Origin of the sequence: Brachybacterium sp. GU-2, from assembly GCF_030866705.2 — a bacterium.
GTDB lineage: Bacteria > Actinomycetota > Actinomycetes > Actinomycetales > Dermabacteraceae > Brachybacterium > Brachybacterium conglomeratum.
The window spans coordinates 2978328-2999395 of sequence record NZ_CP133037.2 but is presented as its reverse complement, the minus strand read 5'-3'; the positions used below and the strand labels follow the sequence as shown (position 1 = coordinate 2999395).

Below are 21068 nucleotides of genomic sequence, written 5' to 3'. Positions count from 1 at the left end.
TCATGATCAACCTTACCCGCTACAGCGCGGACCCCATCTCTGAGTGCTGGCTCTGGCAGGGCGCACTCAACAACCGCGGCTATGCCGTGGTCGCCGACGGAGAAGGCGGCTCGACACTGGCCCACCGTGCCGCGTGGCAGGAGAAGAACGGACCAATCCCGGAGAGCGCGCAGATCGACCACGCCTGCCACAACGCCGATCAGAACTGTCCGGGCGGCACCACATGCAAGCATCGCCGCTGCATCAACCCACTCCACCTCGAAGCCGTTACGGCGTCACAGAACATGCGCCGCGCCATCCGCTCTCGCCGGCCTCGATCGCACTGCCCCCAGGGGCACGAGATGACCGAGGAGAACACAATCATCTACGAGCGGAAGCATGGGCGGATCGAGCGGATCTGTCGAGAATGCAAGCTCGCCCGCCAGCGTGAGGAGTACCGCAAGCGGCTCGAGCGCAATGGTGTCCCGCGCAGGCGGCGCAGCAGGTACGACGTCGCCTGACCTGCAGAACGATGAAGGGCCCAGATGGCACCAACTCGGCACCATCTGGGCCCTTCGTTCTGTCCGAAACACCTGCTGACCAGTGGGCCCGGTGGGCTTCGATCCCACGACCCGCGGATTAAAAGTCCGATGCTCTGCCAACTGAGCTACAGGCCCGTGCCCGCCGAGCGGGCCAACCCATCCTACCGGCGCGTGCAGGCAGGGGCGGCCTCGCCCACGGGGGCGGCGCCTGCCGCAGGCATCGCGGCGACGGCCGGCCTGCGAGACCGCGTCGTCAGCTTCCGCAGCGGGCGCCGCCGCGGCCTTCCGCGCCGGGAAGGCAGAGAGGAACCCCGTCACGGGCCGCAGCAGCACCGCGAGCACGCAGACGGCGATGTGGTCACCGCGTAGTACAGCGCGAACGTCCCCGGACCGGCGGGCAGGTCGCTGTGCCGGCCGAGCAGCTCGATCACCGGCAGGTGCACCAGATACGGGACGATCGAGTTGCGGCCCAGCCATTCCACGGGGCGCAGCGCGCGCAGGCGCGGAAGCCGCTGCAACACGCCCACTTCTCCCACCACGGCCAGTAGCACCACGACCTGGGTGAGCATGGGCACCTGCGGCTCGGCGTCGGTCCGGGCGGCGTGCAGCGCCCAGGCCGCCGCGACCGCGAGCGCGGGGACCGTCACCGCCCAGGGCACCGGCCCGCGGGTGAGCACCGGTCGCAGCGCGGCGCCGGCGAAGAAGAAGACTGCGTAGAACACGAACTTGTCCGGGCGCGGCCCGACCATGCCGTGCGCGCTCCCGAGCAGCGGCAGCGCCGTCCACGCCACCACCGAGGCGAGCGCGATCCAGCCGGGATGGATCCGGCGGGTCAGCAGGCCGAAGTAGGAGAACAGCGTGGCGAGGAACCAGGTGTACATCCCGTTCAGCCACCACAGCGAGCCTCCGAGGCGGGGTCGACGCCCTTCGGACAGGGGACGACGAGCCCGTCGGCCCGCCGCCCCGCCGCATCCCGCAGGTCAGCGGGCGGCGGCCGCCTCCTCGCGGGCGTCCTGGTAGTCGCACACGTCCTCGTCGACCCAGACCTCGACGTTCTTGATCTCGGGCAGGTCGGAGGCCAGGAAGATCGGGTCCAGGCCCTGGGCGCGCTGGGCGTTGTAGTGCTTCAGCAGTTTCACCGCCGTCGGGGCCAGCAGCGCGATCACCACGAGGTTGATCAGCGCGATGAACACCATCGAGACGCCCGCGATGGTCCAGGCGAGGTCGACCGCGATCACGGAGCCCATCAGCACCAGCGCCACGACGGCGACGCCGAAGGCGATGTGCCAGCCCCGCTTCGAGGTCAGGAAGTGCATGTTCGCCTCGCCGTAGGAGAAGTTGCCCAGCACCGAGGTGAAGGCGAGCAGGAACATAATCGCCGCCAGCAGGACCGCGGCCCACGGCCCGAGAGTCGAGGACAGCGACTGCTGGACCATCATCAGTCCCTCACCGCCGGTGGAGACGTCGGGGAAGGAGACCAGCACGATGAACGCGGTGATCGAGCAGATCAGCAGGGTGTCGAAATAGACGCCGAGCGTCTGGACGAGGCCCTGCTTGACCGGGTGGCTGACCGAGGCGGTCGCGGCGACGTTCGGCACCGAGCCCATGCCGGCCTCGTTCGAGAGCATGCCGCGCTGGACGCCGTTGACGATCACGGCGCCGATCCCGCCGCCGATCGCGGCCTGCGGGGACACCGCCTCGGAGACGATCTGGGCGAGCACGCGGGGCACCTCGCCCAGGTGCAGCCCGACGATGACGATGCCGATCAGCAGGTAGAGCCCGGCCATGATCGGGACCATGTTCTGGGCGACGGTCGCCACGCGGCGCATGCCGCCGAAGATGATCCCGGCGGTGAGCGCCGCGAGCAGGATCCCGAGCGCCGGCGCGAGCCAGGACAGGCCCTCGGGGTCGGCGTAGAGGGCGACTGCGCCGGTGACCGCGTCCACGATGGTGTTGGCCTGCAGCGAGGTGAAGGCGAAGGCGAAGCAGAAGATGAACAGCACTGCGAAGAAGGCGCCGAAGCCGCGCGAGCCGAGGCCGCGGTGGATGTAGAAGGCGGGGCCGCCCTTGTAGGTGTCGTCCGCGCGGGTCTTCCACAGCTGGGCGAGGGTCGACTCGATGAAGCTCGCAGCGCCGGTGAGCACGCACATCACCCACATCCACAGCACCGCGCCGGGGCCGCCGAGGAAGATCGCGCCGGCCACGCCGGAGATGTTGCCGGTGCCCACGCGGGCCGCGGCGGAGACGGAGAAGGCCTGGAAGGCGCTGAGGGACTTCGAGCGCTTCGCGTCGTTGCCGGGGCCCTCGACCTCCTCCTGCACGGGCTTCTGCGCGATCGCGGAGAGCATCGCGGGGATCATCCGCAGCTGCACCACGCCGGTGCGGACGGTGAAGTAGAGGCCGAGGAGGATGACCACGGGCATCCCTGCCCAGGTCCACAGCCAGCCCTCGGCGTTGCCGAGGACCTCGTTGAGGGATTCGAGGGGATTCATGGGCTCGACGGTAGCGGGAGGGGCGGGCCCTCCCCGGGGTCTCCGCCCGACGGGCAGGGCGAAGGAGTCCTCTAGATCCCCGCGCGCGTAGGCCGTGTCCCAGTGCACGGACACGTGATGCACACCACGTCCAGTCTCGCAAACCCCGGATCCGCGCACCGACCTGCAGGACAACACCGCAGGTCGCTACACATCGAACGGGGTTGTCGGACAATCCGCGGAGCGGACGTCAGATCGTCACGATTGCGTCACGACACACCGAGGAACCCCCTCCACGGCCCGACCGAGGGGTCCCGATCGACGCGTCACCGGGCTAGCGTGGACGGCGATATGGGCCCGTTGACGACGCACAGCGCAGATAACCCTTCACCTACCGATCAGGCCGCGGGAGACAGCCCCGGCCTTCAGATCCGGCCTCCGTCCCTGGCCGACGGCGCCGCCATGTGGCGCCTGGCCCGCGACAGCGGGACGCTCGACCTGAACACCTCCTACGCCTACCTCCTGCTGGCCCGCGACTTCGCGGCCACCTCCCGCCTCGCCGTGTGGGACGCGGAGGGCGTGGGCTTCGTGCTCGGGTACCTCCGCCCCACCGCGCCCGAGACGCTCTTCGTCTGGCAGATCGCGGTGGACGCCTCCCAGCGCGGCAAGCAGGTCGCCGGCCGCATGCTCGACGCCCTGCTCGAGGACCTCCCGCAGGTCAGGCGGCTCGAGACCACCATCACGGAGGACAACACCGCCTCGCAGCGGCTCTTCGCCTCCTTCGCCCGCCGTCACGGCGCGAGCGAGGAGATCACCGAGCTGATCACCGAGGAGCACTTCCCGGACGCCGGCCACGGCGCGGAGCTGCTCCACACGATCAGCCCCCTGCACGCCGGGAGCTGAGCTCCCCACCCGTGCCCCACCGCCGGGCAGGGGCGCCTTCGCGCGCCCTCCTGCCCTCCGCAGACCACCGCACCACCCCCACCCGAGGAGATGGCATGACCACGACCGCCCCGACCGAGACCACCGCGAAGCCCCAGCCGGCCGACCAGGCCGGCGCCCCTGTCGCCGACCCGACCGAGCTCGAGTCCGGCGTCCGCTCCTACTCCCGCGGCTGGCCCGCCGTGTTCACCCACGCCAAGGGCTCCGTGCTGACCGCCGAGGACGGCACGGAGTACATCGACTTCTTCGCCGGCGCCGGCACCCTGAACTACGGCCACAACCACCCCGAGCTCAAGAAGGTCGTCATCGACCACTACCTCGAGGACCGCGTGGTGCACGGCCTGGACATGTTCACCGACGTGCGCCGCGAGTTCCTCCAGACCTTCGACGAGAAGATCCTGAAGCCCCGCGGCCTGGACTACAAGGTCGCCTTCCCCGGCCCCGGCGGCACCAACGCGGTCGAGGCCGCGCTGAAGCTGGCCCGCAAGGTCACCGGGCGCGAGTCCGTCGTGAGCTTCACCAACGGCTTCCACGGCATGACCCTCGGCGCGCTGTCCGTCACCGGCAACTCGATGAAGCGCGGCGGCGCCGGCATCCCGCTGGTGCACTCCACCCCGATGCCCTTCGACGACTACTTCGGCCAGGTCGTCCCCGACTTCATGTACCTCGAGCGCCTGCTCACCGACGGCGGCTCCGGGCTGAACAAGCCCGCCGCCGTGATCGTCGAGACGGTGCAGGGCGAGGGCGGGATCAACGCCGCCCGCGCCGAGTGGCTGCGCGGCCTCGCGGATCTGTGCAAGGAGCACGAGATCCTGCTGATCGTCGACGACATCCAGATGGGCTGCGGCCGCACCGGCGGGTTCTTCAGCTTCGAGGAGGCCGGGATCGAGCCCGACATGGTCACCCTGTCGAAGTCGATCAGCGGCTACGGCCACCCGCTCGCGCTCACCCTGATCAAGCCCGAGCTGGACATCTGGGAGCCCGGGGAGCACAACGGCACCTTCCGCGGCTTCGGCCCCGCCTTCGCCACCGCCACCAAGGCCATCGAGCTGTTCTGGAGCGATGACGAGCTGCAGCGGTCCACCGAGGCCAAGGGCGCCTACATCGAGTCGCGCTTCAACCGGATCGCCGCCCGTCACGCCGACCACGAGCTCGTGGTCAAGGGCCGCGGTCTCGCCCGCGGCCTGCAGATGCCCTCCGGCGAGATCGCCGGCGCCATCGCCGCGCGCTCCTTCGAGGAGGGCCTGCTGGTGGAGACCTCCGGCCCGGACGACGAGGTCGTGAAGCTGCTGCCCGCGCTCACCATTCCCGAGGAGCTGCTCGAGAAGGGCCTGGACATCATCGAGGCCGCCGTCGACGAGGCCCTCGCCGCCGCCTGAGGCTCCACAGCCCGAGGTGCGGTTGCCCGAGGCCGCCGGCGTCGCAGACAGACGCAGCCCCGTCGGTCTCGGTGCCGCACCTCAGACCCCGCTCCCCGTCGGCCCGTCGCCACGCGCGACGGGCCGACGCCCGCGGGCCGCTGTGCGCGCCCGCGGACCACGACCAGAAGATCCCCACCGGAAGGACCACGAAACATGCTCGTCCGCACTCTCGCCGAGGTCGAGGACACCGACGCCGACATCAAGTCGGAGAACTGGCGCTCCAAGCGCATCATCCTGGCCAAGGAGGGCGTGGGCTTCTCCGTCCACGAGACCACTCTCTACGCCGGCACCGAGAGCTTCTTCTGGTACGCCAACCACATCGAGGCCGTCTTCATCACGCAGGGCGAGGGCACCATCGAAGACCTCGCCACCGGTGAGATCCACGAGCTGGCCCCCGGCACGCTGTACCTGCTCAACGACCACGACAAGCACAAGGTGCGCCCCCGCACCGAGATCAAGTGCGTGTGCGTGTTCAACCCGCCCGTGACCGGGCGCGAGGTGCACGACGAGAACGGCGTGTACCCGCTGATCACCGAGGACGCCTGAGCGTCCCGCCCGCGCAGCCCCTGGGCTGAGCGACCGACGGGCCCGGCAGGAGCATCGCTCCTGCCGGGCCCGTCATGCATCCCCGGCGTGCGGCGGCCGCGGGCCGGCGGGCGCCCGTCCGCAGCGGTCTCGCCGACGCTGTGCGGACGCGCCGGTCCGGCTCAGTCGCGGCCGCGGCGCACGAGCAGGATGATCACGCCGACCATCAGCAGCAGGAAGCCGAGCACGCCGCCGCCGATGGCCAGGAGGATCCCGCCGAGGCCGGCGAAGATGCCGCCGATCGAGACGGGCGGGCCGATCATCACGGGCGTGCCGCCGCAGTCGATCGTGTAGTCGCCGGCCTCCTCGGCGGTGAAGGAGTCGAAGGAGTCCCATTCCCGTCCCTCGTTGCCGAAGCCGCTGGTCTGGATGGTGCCCTCGCCGACGGCGGGGCCGTCGATCGTGCACTGCGGGGCGGGCGTGCCCTCCTCGGCGTACAGCTGCACCGTCTCGTCGGCCTCGGCGGTGTATGTGCCGGAGCCGCTCTCGAGGATCTGATACTTCTCGGCGCCGCCGGCGACCTGGCCGAACCCGATCACGGCCGTCACGATCCCGATCACGAGGCTGAGCCCGATGATCACGGCGCCGAGGATGATCAGGACCTTGGGCGCCTTCGACGGCTTCTTCGCCGGGGCGGCCGCGGACTGGTTCCAGCCGCCGGGATGGGGCGCGCCACCGGGCTGCGGGCCGGGCTGGTTCCAGCCTCCGCCGGGCGGCGGGGCGAGCGGACCGGAGGATGAGGGCGGCTGTGTCACGGGATGCTCCTGAAGGGGTCGCGCAGTGGGACGGTCACGAGGAGCGGATGCCGACCCCCGACGACACCGACAGGCTATCCGGCGGAGGCCCCGACCGGCAGGCACATGCCGTGACCGGCACGCCTAGACTCGCCTCCATGACCTCTCCCCTCGTCCTCGCCGCCGATGTCGAGACCGAGCTGGTGGAGAAGAAGTCCCGCTTCCTCACCCGGCTGCACGGGGTCAGCGAGGTCGGGCAGGCCGACGCCCTGCTGCGCGCCGCCCGCGCCGAGCATCCCGGTGCCCGTCACCACTGCACCGCCCTCGTGCTCGAGGAGACGGCCGAGCGGGCCGAGGTCCATCGCAGCAACGACGACGGGGAGCCCTCCGGCACCGCGGGCATGCCGATGCTGCAGTCGCTGCTGCACGCGGACCTCGTGGACGTCTTCGCGATCGTGATCCGCTACTTCGGCGGGGTGAAGCTCGGTGCGGGCGGGCTGGTGCGCGCCTACACCGCCGGCGTCGAGCAGGCCGTCGCCGCGGCGACGCTGCTGCGGCGCACGGAGCTGCTGGAGGCGCGGATCGAGGTGCCGCCGGCCGAGGTGGGGATCGCGGAGAACGCCGTGCGGGTCTGGGCCGCATCCCGCGGCGCGGCGGTGGAGCCCACCGAGTACGGGGCGCGCGCGGCGCTGCTCACCGTGCTCGTGGACCCCTCGGACCTCGAGGACCTGCGCGAGGACACGGCCCGCTGGTCCGCGGGGCGGCGCACGGTGGAGGTCATCGGCCGTCGCACGGCCGACGTGCCGCTGTGACGGCCTCCCGCCGGGCGGGTCAGATGTCGTCCTCGAGCGCCGGGCCGCCCTCGTTCTCCCAGTTCTCGATGCGCTTGACGGTGCGAGGGTTGAACTTCTGGCGCACGCCGTGGCCGACGCCGGCCTCGTCGTCGGCCGGGAGGAACTCGACGCCGAGCTCCTCGAGGCCGGCGCGCAGCACACGGCTCCGCTCCTCGTCGAGATCCTGGACGCCTCGCTCGAAGGCGCGGACGTCCTCGGCCTCCAGCCCCGTGCGCGCCGCGATCACGGCGACGGAGACCTGGGCGAGGGCGCGACCGGCGCGCGCGAGATCGGCGGTGATCAGCGGGGATGCGGTGGCCTGCGGGTCGGTGGAGGTCATGACCCCAGCCTCGCCCATCGGTGCGGGGATTTCCAGCGTTCCCGCATTCCGCGGAGTCCCACACGGAGGCAGAGGCCGAACTCCTCGGCCCCGCCGCCCGAGGACGACCCTCTGCGAACGCCTCCGTGAACGGCGCAGCGCCGCCCCGGGGGACCCGGGACGGCGCGGCGGAGGTCGGGCGCGGACAGGCCGCGGCCCTCTGGGGTCAGACGCGGTTCTTGGTCGCGAGCCCGTAGATCACCATCACGACGATCGCGCCGATCACGGCGAGCAGGATCGTGCCGATGCTCCACGGGTTGTTCATGATTCCCGAGATGCCGTCGCCGCCGAAGAGGCTGCCGATGAAGCCGCCGACGATCGCGCCGATGACGCCGAGGACGATGGTCATGCCCAGGCCCATGCCCTGCTTACCGGGCATGACGGCGCGGGCGAGGAGCCCGATGATCGCGCCGATGATGAGCCAGGAGATGATCAGACCGATGAGTCCCATGGTGAAACTCCTTGAGATCGGGGAAGGGTGTGCACATTCAATGTAACGCTTTATGCGTTCATGTTCCGGCATTCGCGACCGACCCTTCGGTCGGAGCGGTGGTCCGGTACTGCCTTCCCGGTCCGGCCGCCTCTCATGAATCGTCCCTGCCGCTCGGCTCTCCGCTGGTCCGCGCGCGTCCGCCCCTCAGCGGAGGGAGCGTTGCGGGATCGGAGAGGGAACACCGCGGGATCACGGCGGGAACAGCCGGGGAACAGCTCGGGAACGACGCAGGGGCGGGGCCGGGGCGGGGCCGGGGCGGCGCCGGGACCGGTCCGGACACGAACTGGGAGGTTGTCCATGAGAGACCTCGTCGACGCAGGTCACAGGGCCACCGAAGTCGCTCTGCCCCACTTACCGCCTCGCCGCGACCGACAGGGCTGTAGGGGATGATTAGGACGTGACCGCCTCCCACCCCGCACTGCTCCCCTCGCTCCTCGCCGGGGATCGCGCCCCCTCGCCCAGCACGCTCGTCGAGATCTTCCGCCACGTCGTGGAGGCGCACGGCGACGCGCCCGCCGTCCACGCGGGCGCCGAGGTCCTCTCCTACACCGCGCTCGCCGAGGCGGCCTCCGTGGTCGCCGGCCGGCTCGCCGCGATCGGCACCGGGCCCGGCACGAAGATCGGGGTGCGGATCAGCTCCGGCACCACCGACCTCTATGTCGCAATCCTCGGGATCCTGCTGGCCGGCGCGGCCTACGTCCCGGTCGACGCCGACGACCCCGACGAGCGCGCCCGCGTCGTCTTCGAGGAGTCGGCCGCCCTCGCCGTGATCGGCGACGACCTCGTCATCACCCCCACCGGGGCCGGGATGCCCGCGGCACCGGATGCGCACGCCGCGCCGCAGGACCCCTCCCCTGGCGACGACGCCTGGGTCATCTTCACCTCCGGCTCCACCGGCAGGCCCAAGGGCGTCGCCGTCTCCCACCGCAGCGCCGCCGCCTTCGTCGAGGCGGAGTCGCGGCTGTTCCTGCAGTCGGCGCCGATCGGGCCGGGCGACCGGGTGATGGCGGGGCTGTCCGTCGCCTTCGACGCGAGCTGCGAGGAGATGTGGCTGGCCTGGGCGTACGGCGCCTGCCTGGTGCCGGCGCCGCGCTCGCTCGTGCGCTCCGGCGTGGACGTCGGCCCCTGGCTCGAGGCGAACCGGATCTCTATCGTCTCCACCGTCCCCACCCTCGTCTCCCTCTGGCCCGACTCGGCGCTGCGCGAGGTGCGGCTGCTGATCATGGGCGGCGAGGCCTGCCCGCCCGAGCTCGCCGCCCGCCTCCAGGCGCCGGGGCGCGAGGTGTGGAACACCTACGGCCCCACCGAGGCGACCGTCGTCGCCTGCGGCGCGATGCTCGACGGCAGCGCACCGGTGCGGATCGGCCTGCCCCTGGCCGGCTGGGACCTCGCCGTCGTGGACGGCGAAGGGAACCCCGTCGCCCCGGGCGAGAGCGGCGAGCTGATCATCGGCGGCGTGGGCCTGGCCCGCTATCTCGACCCCGCCAAGGACGCCGAGAAGTACGCGCCCATGCCCACGCTCGGCTGGGAGCGCGCCTACCGCTCCGGAGACATCGTGGTCAACGATCCCGATGGGCTCCTCTTCGCCAGCCGCGCCGACGACCAGATCAAGCTCGGCGGGCGCCGCATCGAGCTCGGTGAGATCGACGACCAGCTGCTGCGCCTGCCCGGCGTGGTCGGCGCCGCGACCGCCGTGCGCTCCAGCCGCTCGGGCAACAAGCTCCTGGTCGGCTACCTGACCGTCGAGGACTCCTACGACGCCGAGATCGCCCGCGACCTGCTGCGCCGGCGGATGCCCGCCGCGCTCGTGCCGCGACTGGCCGTCGTCGAGGACCTCCCCACCCGCACCTCCGGCAAGGTCGACCGCGACGCGCTGCCCTGGCCGCTGCCCGGCTCCTCCGAGCGCAGCGCCGAGCTCTCCGGCACCGCCGCCTGGATCGCGGAGATCTGGGCCGACGTGCTCGGCGCCGAGGTCACCTCCGTCAGGGACGACTTCTTCGACCTCGGCGGGGGCTCCCTCACCGCCGCGCAGGTGGTCAGCCGGCTGCGCGAGCAGCACCCCGAGCTGACCGTCGGCGACGTGTACCAGCAGTCCTCCGTCGCGGCGCTCGCCGCGCACCTGGATGCGATGGGCTCCACCGCCGTGCGCAGCGACCGCACCGTCGCTCCGCTGCGCCGCCGCACCCAGCTCGCCCAGCTGCTGGCGCTGCTGCCGCTGCGCGGCCTCGCCGCGCTGCGCGGCATCACCTGGCTGATGCTCGTCTCCACCGTGCTCGCAGCGGTCACGGACGTGCCGTGGATCATCGCGTTCCCGCTGTGGCTGGTGATCCCGATGGCGATCGTGCTCGTCCTGCCCCCGGGACGGATGGCCCTCGCCGCCCTCCTCGCCCGGCTGCTGCTGCGCGGCATCACCCCCGGCACCCATCCCCGCGGCGGGAGGGTGCATCTCGCACTGTGGATCGCCGAGCACGTCCAGGACGAGCTCGGGGCGACCTCCCTCTCCGGCGCCGTGTGGTTCCCCTGGTACGCGCGGCTGCTCGGCGTGAGGCTCGGCAAGGGCGCGGACCTGCACGCCCTGCCGCCCGTCACCGGGATGCTCGAGATCGGCGACGGCGCCTCGATCGAGCCCGAGGTCGACCTGGCCGGCTACTGGATCGACGGGGACGTGCTGCACATCGGCCCCGTCCGCATCGGCAAGCGGGCCCGCATCGGCGCCCGCAGCACCCTCGGCCCCGGCGCCCGCATCGGGAAGGACGCCGAGGTCGCGCCCGGCTCTGCCGTGCTCGGGAAGGTGCCCTCAGGCGAGTTCTGGTCCGGCTCCCCCGCCGCCCGTCGCGCCGCGGCGCGCGGCCCCTGGTCCGACGAGGCCCCGCCGCGCAGGCCGCAGTGGGAGATCGTCTACGGGGCGCTGTCGCTGCTGATCGCCGCGCTGCCCGGCCTCGGCGTGCTGGTGGGCGGGGCGGTGCTGCTCCCCGCCCTGCGTGGCGCGGACACCTTCGGGCAGGCCGTGCTCGCGGCCCTGCCGTGGCTGCCGCTCGCGGCGCTCGCCGGATTCGCGGCCGTGGCGCTCGCGGTGCTGGTGCTCACCCGCCTGCTCGCCCTCGCCATCTCCCCCGGGCACCATCCGATGCGCTCCGCGGCGGGCGTGTCGATCTGGGCGACGCTGCGCCTGCTGGACGAGGCCCGCACCTGGCTGTTCCCGCTGTACGCCGGCGGGCTCACCCCGATCTGGATGCGGATGCTCGGTGCGAAGGTCGGCCGGGGCTCGGAGATCTCCACCGCCCTGCTGATCCCGAGCCTCGTCACCGTCGGCGACCACTCCTTCCTCGCCGACGACACGCTGGTGGGGCCCTACGAGCTCGGCGGCGGCTGGATCCGCGTGGAGCGGGTGAAGGTCGGCAAGCGCGCCTTCGTCGGCAACTCCGGCATGCTCGCCGCGGGCCGCAAGGTGCCCAAGCAGTCCCTGGTCGCGGTGCTCTCCGCCGCCCCACGCCGCAAGTCCGCGAAGTCCGGCACCTCCTACCTCGGCTCCCCGCCGAGGACGCTGCGCCGCGCCGAGGAGGAGCACGACGCCGCCCTCACCTACGACCCGCCGAAGCACCTGCTGGTCCGGCGCGGCCTGGTCGAGACCGCGCGCCTGGTGCCGCTGCTGATCGCGCTGCTGTTGCCCGTGGCGGTGTGGGGCGCGGTCTACGCGCTGCTGCTGCAGGGCGGGCCCTGGATCCTCCTCGCCGTCCTGCTCGGCGGGGTCGTGCTGCTGCTGGCCGGCATCGTCGCCGCGACGATCACCGTGATCGCGAAGTGGTTGATCATCGGCCGGCATCGCCCGGGCGAGCACGCCCTGTTCACCGTCTACGTGTGGCGCTCCGAGCTGGCCGACACCTTCACCGAGGTGCTCGCCGCGCCCTGGTTCGCGAACTCGACCGCCGGCACCGTGGCGCTGAACCTGTGGCTGCGGGCGCTCGGCGCGAGGGTCGGCGCGGGCGTGTGGTGCGACTCGTACTGGCTGCCGGAGACGGACCTGGTCACCCTCGGCGACGGCGCGACCGTGAACCGCGGCTGCGTGGTGCAGACCCATCTGTTCCAGGACCGCGTGCTGAGCATGGACGCCGTGGCCCTCGGCGAGGGTGCGACCCTGGGGCCGGGCAGCGTGATCCTGCCCGCCGCGGAGATCGACCGCCACGCGACCGTCGGCCCCGTGTCCCTGGTGATGCGCGGCGAGCGCGTGCCGCCCGGGACCCGCTGGACCGGCAACCCGATCGGCCCCTGGGCCGACGACGACGCCCCGCCGGGCGGCACCGCCGACGAGCACGACGACGAGGACGACGCGCGCGAGCGCGAGCACATGGAGGAGCGCGCATGAGCACCACCCGACCGGGCAGCGACCCCTATCTCCCGGGGCACGGCGACGCCTCCTACTCCGTGCAGCGGTACGCGCTCGACCTCGCCTACAAGGTCGAGACGAACCGCCTGGACGGCACCGCGACCCTGAGCTGCCGGGTGCACGAGGACACAGGCGCGCTGCACCTGGACCTCTACGGCCTGCAGGTCTCCTCCGTGAAGCTCGACGGGGAGCCGATCAAGCACAGCCACCACGGCGGCGTCCTCACCGTGAAGTCCTCGTTCACCGCGGGGCAGGAGGCGACGATCGAGGTGCGCTACGGCGGCAAGCCGCGCCCGGTCCGCTCGCGCCTGCACGGGCCCACCGGCTGGGAGGAGCTGGAGGACGGGGTGATCGTCGCCGCCCAGCCGCACGGCGCCCCCTCCTGGTTCCCCTGCAACGATCGCCCGGACGACAAGGCGGTCTACGAGATCAGCCTGGCCGCGAACCCCGCCTATCACGTCGCCGTCTCCGGCGAGCTGGAGGGGAAGCGCCGCAAGGGCAACTCCACCACCTGGAGCTACCGCCAGGACGTGCCGATGCCGACCTATCTCGCGACGGTCCAGATCGGCCGGTACACCGAGGTGCCGCATCGCGGGGCGTCGGTGCCGGTGCGCTCCCTGGTGCCCGCCGGGGTGGGCGCGAAGGTGCTCGCGCCGGGCTTCGCCCGGCAGCCCGAGATGCTCGAGCTGTTCACGCGCCTGTACGGGCCCTACCCCTTCCCCTCCTACACCGCGGTGATCACCGAGGACGAGCTGGAGATCCCGCTGGAGTCCCAGGCGCTGTCCACCTTCGGCCGCAACCACCTGGCCGAGGACTGGGAGGCGGAGCGGCTGATCGCCCATGAGCTGTCCCACCAGTGGTTCGGCAACGCCGTGACCCTGAAGCGGTGGCAGGACATCTGGCTGCACGAGGGCTTCGCCTGCTACAGCGAGTGGCTGTGGGCGGAGGAGACCGGCCGCTCCACCCTCGAGGACGAGGCCCGCCACCACCATGCGGCGCTCGCGGAGCTGCCCGAGGACCTGCTGGTGGCCGATCCCGGTCCGGAGCTGATGTTCGACGACCGGCTGTACAAGCGCGGCGCCCTGGCCCTGCACGCCCTGCGCCGCCGCGTGGGCGACGAGACGTTCTTCCCGTTGATCCGGTCGTGGCTGGCGCAGAACCTCGGCGGCTCGGTGACCACCGAGATGTTCGAGGAGCATGCCGCGCGCGAGAGCGGCGAGGACCTCACGGACCTGTTCGCCGCGTGGCTCCACGACGAGGAGCTGCCGGACCTGCCCGATCAGCCCGCCGCTCGATAGCCCACCCATCGGGGGCTGCGGTCCCTGTTCTCGCGCGGCTGACGGTCCGGCGCGGTCAGCCCTGCGCCACCAGGATCACGAACCCCTCGGGCGCCTCGGCCTCGCGCAGGTCATGATCCGCGAGGCGCACCTCGGGCATCGGGGTGCGCAGCCCGGTGCCGAGGAGCTTGAGCACCGCCTCCTTGCCGGCCCAGAGGCGCGCCCGCTCCTCGGCGCTGCGGTCCTGACCTGCTTCGGCCGGGTGCAGCACGAGGGAGGGGTCCCAGCCGCGGTCGACCGCCGCGATCTCCTCGAGGTCCACCCCGAGCCCGCCGCCGAGGCGCACGGCGGTGAGCAGATGCGGGCCCGAGCGGGAGAGGCTCACGCCGAGCACCGGACGCGGGCTCGTGGCAGCACCTCGCCCTGCGGTCGCCCGCCCGTCCGCCCTGCCCCAGGTCCCCGCGCCCCCGTCGGCTGTGCCCACGACCCGCGCCCAGGGCCGGCCATGGGCGGAGGACCCGCACGCCGGGCAGTGCCGCCCCACCCTGAGCTCGTCGGGCTGCACGCCCACCACGTCGGCGACGTGGGCGGCGAGGGCCCGGTCGGCGTCGGCCGTGACGGGGTGGAGGCGCAGGTCCGCCCCGGAGCGCGGCGCGAGATCCTCGCGCTCCTCGAGCTCGGCGGGGTGCCGACGGGATGCCACGGACTCAGCGTAGACGGACGGCAGGAGGCCCGGGGAGGCAGCGTGCTGCGTCCCCGGGCCTCCTCTGCGACAAGGGCTCAGAAGTCCCAGTCGTCGTCCTCGGTCTCGACGGCCTTGCCCATGACGTAGCTCGAGCCGGAGCCGGAGAAGAAGTCGTGGTTCTCGTCCGCGTTCGGGGAGAGCGAGGCGAGGATCGCGGGGTTCACCTCGACCTGGTCCTGCGGGAACAGGGCCTCGTAGCCGAGGTTCATCAGCGCCTTGTTCGCGTTGTAGCGCAGGAAGGTCTTGACCTCCTCGGTCCAGCCGACCGGGTCGTAGAGGTCCTCGGTGTACTCCTCCTCGTTGTCGTACAGCTCCATGAGCAGCGAGAAGGTGTACTCCTTCAGCTCCGCCTGGCGGGCCGCATCGGCCTTCTCCACGGCCTTCTGGAACTTGTAGCCGATGTAGTAGCCGTGCACGGCCTCGTCGCGGATGATCAGGCGGATGATGTCCGCCGTGTTCGTCAGCTCGCCGCGGCTGGAGTAGTGCATCGGCAGGTAGAAGCCGGAGTAGAACAGGAAGGACTCCAGCAGGGTCGAGGCGACCTTGCGCTTCTCCGGGTCGTCGCCCTGGTAGTAGTCCATGACGATGTTCGCCTTCTTCTGCAGCGGCTCGTTGAACTCGCTCCAGCGGAAGGCCTCGTCGATCTGCTTGGTGTTCGACAGCGTCGAGAAGATCTGGGAGTACGACTTCGCGTGCACCGACTCCATGAACGCGATGTTGGTGTACACCGCCTCCTCGTGGGGCGTGATCGCGTCGGGGATCAGGGAGACCGCGCCCACGGTGCCCTGCACCGTGTCCAGCAGGGTCAGGCCCGTGAACACGCGCATCACCAGCTGCTGCTCGGACTCGGGCAGACGGTTCCAGGACTGGACGTCGTTGGACAGCGGCACCTTCTCGGGAAGCCAGAAGTTGCCGGTCAGGCGGTCCCAGACCTCCTGGTCCTTCGGGTCCGGGATCCGGTTCCAGTTGATCGCCTGGACCGTCGTCTTCAGGTGGTCGTTCACCGCAGCCTCACTTGCTCCTCAAGGGTCGTCGTCGTGTGCCCTCCAGTCTAGGCATCGAAGGCTCGCACGGGGCCCTCCGGCCCGCCGCGGAGAGGTGCTTCCCACCACCGATCGAGAGCACGATCCATGACTTTCGTCGTGGGGCGTGCGGGCGCCGGCGCACTAGCGTGACGGGCACGACGTCCGCCGCTCCGGAAGGCCCCGCCGTGACCTCCGCTCCCGTCTCCGCGCACGCTCCCGACCCCTCGTCCGCATCGGCCGCTGCGGTCGCGCCGCCCCGCTCCCTCGCCCCCGATGTCGCGCGCGGGCTGATGCTCGCGCTGATCGCGGTGGCCAACGTCTCCTGGTACCTGTGGCGCTCGACGGAGTCCGTCGGCGGCACCCCGCACATCCCGGCCGACGGGCCGCTGGACACCATCGCGCAGGCGGTGATGACGATCGCGGTGGACCACCGGGCGATGCCGCTGTTCGCGTTCCTGTTCGGCTACGGGATGGTGCAGTTCTACCGCTCGAGGATCGACCGCGGCCTCGCCCCCGGCGCGGTGCGGGTGATGATGCGCCGTCGCCACTGGGCGATGCTGCTGCTGGGCGCGCTGCACGCGGCGCTGCTGTTCTACGGCGACATCCTCGGGGTGTACGCGGTCAGCGCGCTGGTGCTGGTGTGGTGGTTCTTCGGCCGACGCTCCCGCACCCTGCGCATCTGGGTGATCGTGCTCGCGGCGGTGATGGCGCTGTTCGCGCTGTTCAGCATCGTCAGCGGCGTGGCGCTGACGTACTTCGTACCGGCCGAGGTGACCGCCGAGATGGCCGCGACCGACATGGGCACCGGCTTCACCCGCCCGCTCGCCTACGACACCCCCTATCTCGTCTCGGTGCTGTACCGGCTCGGGCTGTGGGCGGTGTCGCTGCCCTTCGCAGCGCTGATGGGGGCGCCGCTGCCGATCCTGCTGGGCTGGCTCGCGGCCCGCCGACGAATCCTCGACGAGCCGTGGCGTCACGTGCGCCTGCTGCGGCGCACCGCGGTGATCGGCATCGCGATCGGCTGGCTCGGCGGCGTGCCGGAGGCGCTCGCGATCCTCGGCCTCTACGAGCTTCCCGCCGCGGCGCCGTGGATGCTGACGGGGCTCACCTCGCTCACCGGCATCGCCTGCGGCATCGGCTACGCGGCCCTGTTCGGGCTGCTCGCGCTCCGGCTCGAGGGCAGGGCGCCCGCCGACGACGCCCCGCGCCCGGACACGTCGGCCGACCGGGACCTCTCCCCGCCGAGCGCGCCTACGGCGTGCCCCGCGAGGAGAGCGCACCGGACCGCAGCCGCGACCTCGGCGTCCTCGAGCGGACCCTCGCCGCGGTGGGGCAGCGCTCGCTGACCTTCTACCTGTTCCAGTCGCTGCTGCTCGCGCCGCTGATGGCCGCCTGGGGCCTCGGGCTCGGCGGGACGCTCTCCACCGCCCCGGCGCTCGCGATCGCCTTCGCGGTGTGGCTGGTGTCCCTGCCGATCGCGGCCTGGATGGGCGCGCGCGGGATCCGCGGACCGGCCGAGAGGCTGCTGCGGCGGATGACCTACGGGCGGATCGACCCGGCGCCGCGGACGCGCTGAGCCCGCCGGCGGCTCAGAGGCGGCCGCTCGGGGTCGCCCGCATCTGCTCGACCTCGCCACGGCGGATCTCACGCAGCCAGTCCGGATACATCCACAGGGGCAGGACCCAGCGGTAGCCCGTCATGAGGAGCACGGCCATCCAGAGGACCAGCTCGACGACCACCAGCATCCCGATCGTGGTGCTCCCTGCGGCCGTGCCGCTGCCGAGCAGGGCGACCAGGGGGATCGCCGGCCCCGCGAGGAGCAGGGTCTGCGCGAGCATCGGCACCCAGGCCAGAGCGAAGGTCTCGCGCGTGAGGTAGAGGGAGGCATGCTCGAGCCCGCCGCGGCGCACCCACCAGCGGGACGCCGCCGAACGTCCGCGACGGCACCACGCGGCCAGGAGCAGCAGCGCGGCACCTGCCCCTGCGACGAGAAGGCCTACCACCAGGGCGACCGCGACGTCCATCGACACGGTCCCATAGTGGCACGCGCCGAGGATCGACGCCCTCGGCGCGTCATCTCCCGCGTCCGCTCAGCGCTCCCCCGGGGCGAGCAGGGCCCGTTCCCGGCGACGGGTCTCGCACAGCCAGGCGGGGTACGCCCACAGCGGCAGGATCCACCGCTGCCAGGTCGCCCCGTGCGCGATGACGTAGAGGGCCGCCTGGAACAGCACGGCTCCCAGCGCCGCGACGAGTGCGATCCCTTCGACCGGGGCGACCACCGGCCCGAGGACTGCCACGATGCCTAGCATCGCGAGGGTCTCGGCCATCACCGGCAGGAGCACCCGCGCTATCCCTTCGGAGAACGGGTACGTCCTCCGGTGCTCGATCGGCTCACGCCGCACCCACCACCGCGCCGACGCGCTGGTGCCGACCCTCCACCACAGGCACACCGAGGCGAGCAGTGCGGCGGCGAGGAACAGCACGACGCCGATCACGAGCCCGGCCAGGATGTCGCTGGTCATGACCTCATGGTGGCACGCGGGACTGCCCTACCGGCGACGCCGTTCGCCGCCCTCCGTCTCCCGAGGGCACCTGCTCCGCCTGCTCACACACACGTCTCAGCTCTCCCGCGGGCGTGATCGCGGGAGGACACGCCGTACCCCTCTTGCCGTACTACGCCTGCCGTAGTATTTTTTCCGGAGGACGCACCACAGCACCACGACGAGAGGCAGGGACCCGATGTGATCGGAGCCGATGCCATCCGCGGGCACATCGACCTGATCCTGTTGTCGATCCTCGAGGACCGCCCCTCCTACGCCTACGAACTCTCCAAGACCATCACCGACGGCTCCCGCGGCGAGTACCTGATCAAGCAGACCACCCTCTACACCGCGGTCAAGCGACTCCAGTCCCAGGGGCTCCTGGACAGCTACGAGGACGTCTCCACCTCGGGCAAGCCACGCACCTACTACAAGCTCACCGCCGCCGGCCTCGAGCAGCTCGACGTCAAGCGCACCGAATGGCGCAGCACGCGGGCCCTCGTCGACCGCTTCACGGACGGGAAGGACACCTCGTGACCGTCATCGACTCCTATCTCGACACCCTCTTCGCCCCCTACCCGGACTCGCCCCGTCTGCGCGAGGCCCGCACCGAGCTGCGAGCACTGATGGAGGACCAGCAGCAGGCGCTGATGGACGCCGGCCGCACCGAGTCCCAGGCCGTCGGCGCCGTGATCGCGGAGTTCGGCAGCCTCGACGAGGTCGCCGCCGAGCTCGGCATCACCGCGGAGCTGGACGGCACCGCGGTCGGCACGGGCACCACGGCACCGGCGATGCTCAGCACCGAGCGCGCCGAGGAGTACGTGGAGGCAGTACGCCGCGGACGGTGGATCCCCGCCGTCGCGATCCCCCTGTTCGTCCTCTCCGCGCTCCCGCTGCTGCTCCTGATCGCCGTCGGCGGCGAGGAGCCGTCGGGCTGGGCGCTCGGCGCGGGGCTCACCGCGCTGCTGATCCTCGTCGCCGTCGGCGTGGTGCTCCTGGTGCTCCAGGGCAGCCGGATGGAGGAGTTCGAGGACATCGACGAGGCACGCTTCTCCCCCACCCCGGCGGTGCGGGAGATCGCCCGCGACCTGCGCCGGGAGCACCGCCGTGAGCGCACCCTCGCCACGGGCGCCGCGATCATGCTGTGGATCCTCGCCGCGGTGCCGGTGATCCTCATGGGCGTCCTGACCGACGCCGGGTCGCTGGCCCCGCTGTACGGGGTGTGCGCGACGCTGGCGATGGTCGCGCTCGGGCTGTGGATCCTGCTGCGCTCGGCCTGGTCGGACACCGCCGCGGCGGCGCTCCTGCAGGAGGAGGACGAGGACGACCTCTCCGCCACCAGCACCTCCCCCGCGATCCGGGTGGTCGCCGCGGTGTACTGGCCCGTCGCCGCAGCGATCTACCTGGCCTGGAGCTTCCTCAGCGGCGAGTGGGGGATCACCTGGGTCGTCTGGCCGATCGCCGGCGTTCTCTACGCGGGCCTCTGGTCGGCGAGCGCGGCGCTCGGCTCGGCGGCGGACGACACCCGCTCGCGCACCCGTCGAGCATGACGAACGGCCCGCCCCGGGACCTCTCCCTGGGCGGGCCGCCGGCAATGGGTCAGGCTCTCTACTCATGCAGCTGACATGACCCTCGGCCGCATCGCCGGCGACTCGCCGAGTCCGTGTTTCGCGGGAGTCATGCCTGCGGCTCAGAGGCGACGGCCCCGCTGCGCCCTGAGATGCTCGACCTCAGCGCGACGGGTCTCCCGCAACCAGGCCGGGTATATCCACAGCGGAAGAACGGAGCGGTAGCCGATCAGGAGGAGCAGCACGACCCAGATCAGCACTTCGAGGATCACCGCTGCCGGCACCAGGACCGATGCCATCGCCTCTCGCAGCACGTCGACGGAGGCAAGCCCCCCCACCCCGCCGGCCACGAAGACGGTCTGCGCGCACATCGGCAGCAGCACGAGCACGGTGGTCTCCGCGTAGGCGAACCCACGGCCCGGCCCCGCGCCGTGTGTGTCGACCCATGCGCGGAAGACCCGCCCTCGACCGGCACGACACAGCATCGCGAGGGCCGTCAGGGCACCGCCGAAGAGGAACAGTGCCAGCGCGACCAGGGCGAGCGAGAGATCCAAGCGTCGATCCTCCTCTCACCGCATGGGGCCTCTCCCCATGTCGTCCTCGCCCCACGACGGGCGTGCGAGTCACCGGTGACCGTCCAGCCATCGCCGCTCGGCGCGGCGCTGCGGCCGCAGCCATCCGGGGTAGACGAACAGGGCGAGGATCTGCCGATTGCTCACGAGCATCATCATGACGATCGCGAGGACGATCTCGAGAGCCACCACGGTCCACATCACCGGGGCATGGAGCACATCGCGCACCCCCGGGTGCACCGCGAGCAGGAGGACGACCCCGATCGCCGCCATCAGCTGGCCGAGATAGGGCACGAGCCCCAGCGCCACGCCCTCCCCGGCGGCGTGCATGAACATCATGCGGTCCACGGGCTGTCGCCGCACCCACCAGCGGGCGGCCCCGGACCTGCCCCAGCGGAACCACGCGGCGAGCATCAGTATCGCCCCGCTCACGAGGAAGCAGAGCACGGCGGCGAGGAGGGCTCCGTAATCCATCGGTCCATACTCCCATCTCGTCCCCGCCGGGACCGCTGGGGAGTTCTCCCCATCGCCACCGGCGGCGCGCTCCCCTAGATTCGACGTCACGCGACGACTGTCGG

General features: G+C 71.8%; 22 protein-coding genes and 1 tRNA gene. 11 read left to right on the top strand and 12 right to left on the bottom strand.

Annotated elements, in window-relative coordinates:
• The first annotated feature begins 2 nt into the window (after positions 1-2).
• The gene (locus tag RBL05_RS13605) at positions 3-500 is read left to right on the top strand and encodes an HNH endonuclease signature motif containing protein (protein ID WP_308739026.1); all 498 of its coding nucleotides are present in this window, start codon (positions 3-5) and stop codon (positions 498-500) included.
• Positions 501-583: 83 nt separating this feature from the next.
• Here RBL05_RS13605 and RBL05_RS13600 read toward each other — a convergent pair.
• The 3 genes from RBL05_RS13600 to RBL05_RS13590 form a co-directional block, all read right to left on the bottom strand.
• Positions 584-656: transfer RNA gene (locus RBL05_RS13600), tRNA-Lys, on the bottom strand.
• Between the two features lie 179 nt (positions 657-835).
• Entirely contained in the window at positions 836-1402 is a 567-nt protein-coding gene (locus tag RBL05_RS13595) for an acyltransferase family protein (protein WP_308739027.1), read from the bottom strand.
• Positions 1403-1501: 99 nt separating this feature from the next.
• The gene (locus RBL05_RS13590; RefSeq protein WP_308739028.1) at positions 1502-3013 is read right to left on the bottom strand and encodes an alanine/glycine:cation symporter family protein; all 1512 of its coding nucleotides are present in this window, start codon (positions 3011-3013) and stop codon (positions 1502-1504) included.
• A 441-nt stretch (positions 3014-3454) separates the two neighbouring features.
• On the opposite strand from RBL05_RS13590, the gene ectA reads away from it, so the two are divergent.
• The 3 genes from ectA (at position 3455) to RBL05_RS13575 (ending at position 5901) form a co-directional block, all read left to right on the top strand.
• Positions 3455-3895 (top strand): diaminobutyrate acetyltransferase, encoded by a 441-nt coding sequence (gene ectA / locus RBL05_RS13585; protein WP_412523766.1) that lies wholly within the window; start codon positions 3455-3457, stop codon positions 3893-3895.
• A 95-nt stretch (positions 3896-3990) separates the two neighbouring features.
• Positions 3991-5313: a diaminobutyrate--2-oxoglutarate transaminase gene (gene ectB / locus RBL05_RS13580; protein WP_308739029.1), complete on the top strand. Its 1323-nt coding sequence runs from the start codon at positions 3991-3993 to the stop codon at positions 5311-5313.
• Positions 5314-5508: 195 nt separating this feature from the next.
• Positions 5509-5901: an ectoine synthase gene (locus tag RBL05_RS13575; protein WP_062947514.1), complete on the top strand. Its 393-nt coding sequence runs from the start codon at positions 5509-5511 to the stop codon at positions 5899-5901.
• A 161-nt stretch (positions 5902-6062) separates the two neighbouring features.
• On the opposite strand, the gene RBL05_RS13570 is transcribed toward RBL05_RS13575, so the two are convergent.
• On the bottom strand, positions 6063-6695 hold the full coding sequence (locus RBL05_RS13570; RefSeq protein ID WP_308739030.1) for a hypothetical protein: 633 nt from the start codon (positions 6693-6695) through the stop codon (positions 6063-6065).
• A gap of 137 nt (positions 6696-6832) precedes the next feature.
• Here RBL05_RS13570 and RBL05_RS13565 point away from each other — a divergent pair, with 137 nt between their 5' ends.
• Positions 6833-7486: an IMPACT family protein gene (locus tag RBL05_RS13565; protein WP_308739031.1), complete on the top strand. Its 654-nt coding sequence runs from the start codon at positions 6833-6835 to the stop codon at positions 7484-7486.
• A 19-nt stretch (positions 7487-7505) separates the two neighbouring features.
• Here RBL05_RS13565 and RBL05_RS13560 read toward each other — a convergent pair whose 3' ends face one another.
• Positions 7506-7847 carry a hypothetical protein gene (locus RBL05_RS13560; RefSeq protein ID WP_259883840.1) on the bottom strand — a complete coding sequence of 114 codons (342 nt, stop codon included), beginning with the start codon at positions 7845-7847 and terminating at the stop codon, positions 7506-7508.
• A gap of 205 nt (positions 7848-8052) precedes the next feature.
• On the bottom strand, positions 8053-8337 hold the full coding sequence (locus tag RBL05_RS13555; RefSeq protein ID WP_263310902.1) for a GlsB/YeaQ/YmgE family stress response membrane protein: 285 nt from the start codon (positions 8335-8337) through the stop codon (positions 8053-8055).
• Positions 8338-8776: 439 nt separating this feature from the next.
• On the opposite strand from RBL05_RS13555, the gene RBL05_RS13550 reads away from it, so the two are divergent.
• The gene (locus tag RBL05_RS13550; protein WP_308739032.1) at positions 8777-12742 is read left to right on the top strand and encodes a Pls/PosA family non-ribosomal peptide synthetase; all 3966 of its coding nucleotides are present in this window, start codon (positions 8777-8779) and stop codon (positions 12740-12742) included.
• Positions 12739-14061, top strand: a complete 1323-nt coding sequence (locus tag RBL05_RS13545; protein ID WP_308739033.1) for a M1 family metallopeptidase — start codon at positions 12739-12741, stop codon at positions 14059-14061. Before RBL05_RS13550 ends, RBL05_RS13545 begins: the two co-directional genes overlap by 4 nt.
• Positions 14062-14116: 55 nt before the next feature.
• On the opposite strand, the gene RBL05_RS13540 is transcribed toward RBL05_RS13545, so the two are convergent.
• Both RBL05_RS13540 and nrdF read right to left on the bottom strand, forming a co-directional pair.
• Positions 14117-14743: a 4'-phosphopantetheinyl transferase family protein gene (locus RBL05_RS13540; protein WP_308739034.1), complete on the bottom strand. Its 627-nt coding sequence runs from the start codon at positions 14741-14743 to the stop codon at positions 14117-14119.
• A 77-nt stretch (positions 14744-14820) separates the two neighbouring features.
• Positions 14821-15789, bottom strand: coding sequence for a class 1b ribonucleoside-diphosphate reductase subunit beta (gene nrdF, locus RBL05_RS13535; RefSeq protein ID WP_053917064.1), 969 nt, complete (start codon positions 15787-15789; stop codon positions 14821-14823).
• Between the two features lie 206 nt (positions 15790-15995).
• Between nrdF and RBL05_RS13530 the strand changes: the two genes are divergently transcribed.
• Both RBL05_RS13530 and RBL05_RS13525 read left to right on the top strand, forming a co-directional pair.
• The gene (locus tag RBL05_RS13530) at positions 15996-17156 is read left to right on the top strand and encodes a DUF418 domain-containing protein (RefSeq protein ID WP_318603749.1); all 1161 of its coding nucleotides are present in this window, start codon (positions 15996-15998) and stop codon (positions 17154-17156) included.
• Entirely contained in the window at positions 17138-17386 is a 249-nt protein-coding gene (locus tag RBL05_RS13525; protein ID WP_318603747.1) for a DUF418 domain-containing protein, read from the top strand. Before RBL05_RS13530 ends, RBL05_RS13525 begins: the two co-directional genes overlap by 19 nt.
• A 13-nt stretch (positions 17387-17399) precedes the next feature.
• On the opposite strand, the gene RBL05_RS13520 is transcribed toward RBL05_RS13525, so the two are convergent.
• Together RBL05_RS13520 and RBL05_RS13515 are read right to left on the bottom strand one after the other, a co-directional pair.
• The gene (locus RBL05_RS13520; RefSeq protein WP_308739036.1) at positions 17400-17840 is read right to left on the bottom strand and encodes a hypothetical protein; all 441 of its coding nucleotides are present in this window, start codon (positions 17838-17840) and stop codon (positions 17400-17402) included.
• A 60-nt stretch (positions 17841-17900) separates the two neighbouring features.
• Positions 17901-18332: a hypothetical protein gene (locus RBL05_RS13515; RefSeq protein ID WP_308739037.1), complete on the bottom strand. Its 432-nt coding sequence runs from the start codon at positions 18330-18332 to the stop codon at positions 17901-17903.
• 219 nt (positions 18333-18551) lie between these two features.
• Here RBL05_RS13515 and RBL05_RS13510 point away from each other — a divergent pair, with 219 nt between their 5' ends.
• Both RBL05_RS13510 and RBL05_RS13505 read left to right on the top strand, forming a co-directional pair.
• Positions 18552-18887 (top strand): PadR family transcriptional regulator, encoded by a 336-nt coding sequence (locus tag RBL05_RS13510; RefSeq protein WP_191457506.1) that lies wholly within the window; start codon positions 18552-18554, stop codon positions 18885-18887.
• On the top strand, positions 18884-19900 hold the full coding sequence (locus RBL05_RS13505; protein WP_308739038.1) for a permease prefix domain 1-containing protein: 1017 nt from the start codon (positions 18884-18886) through the stop codon (positions 19898-19900). The genes RBL05_RS13510 and RBL05_RS13505 overlap by 4 nt, the downstream gene beginning before the upstream one ends.
• Before the next feature lie 140 nt (positions 19901-20040).
• On the opposite strand, the gene RBL05_RS13500 is transcribed toward RBL05_RS13505, so the two are convergent.
• Positions 20041-20472, bottom strand: a complete 432-nt coding sequence (locus tag RBL05_RS13500) for a hypothetical protein (RefSeq protein WP_318603744.1) — start codon at positions 20470-20472, stop codon at positions 20041-20043.
• A 69-nt stretch (positions 20473-20541) separates the two neighbouring features.
• Positions 20542-20964: a hypothetical protein gene (locus RBL05_RS13495; RefSeq protein WP_308739040.1), complete on the bottom strand. Its 423-nt coding sequence runs from the start codon at positions 20962-20964 to the stop codon at positions 20542-20544.
• Between the last annotated feature and the right edge of the window lie 104 nt (positions 20965-21068).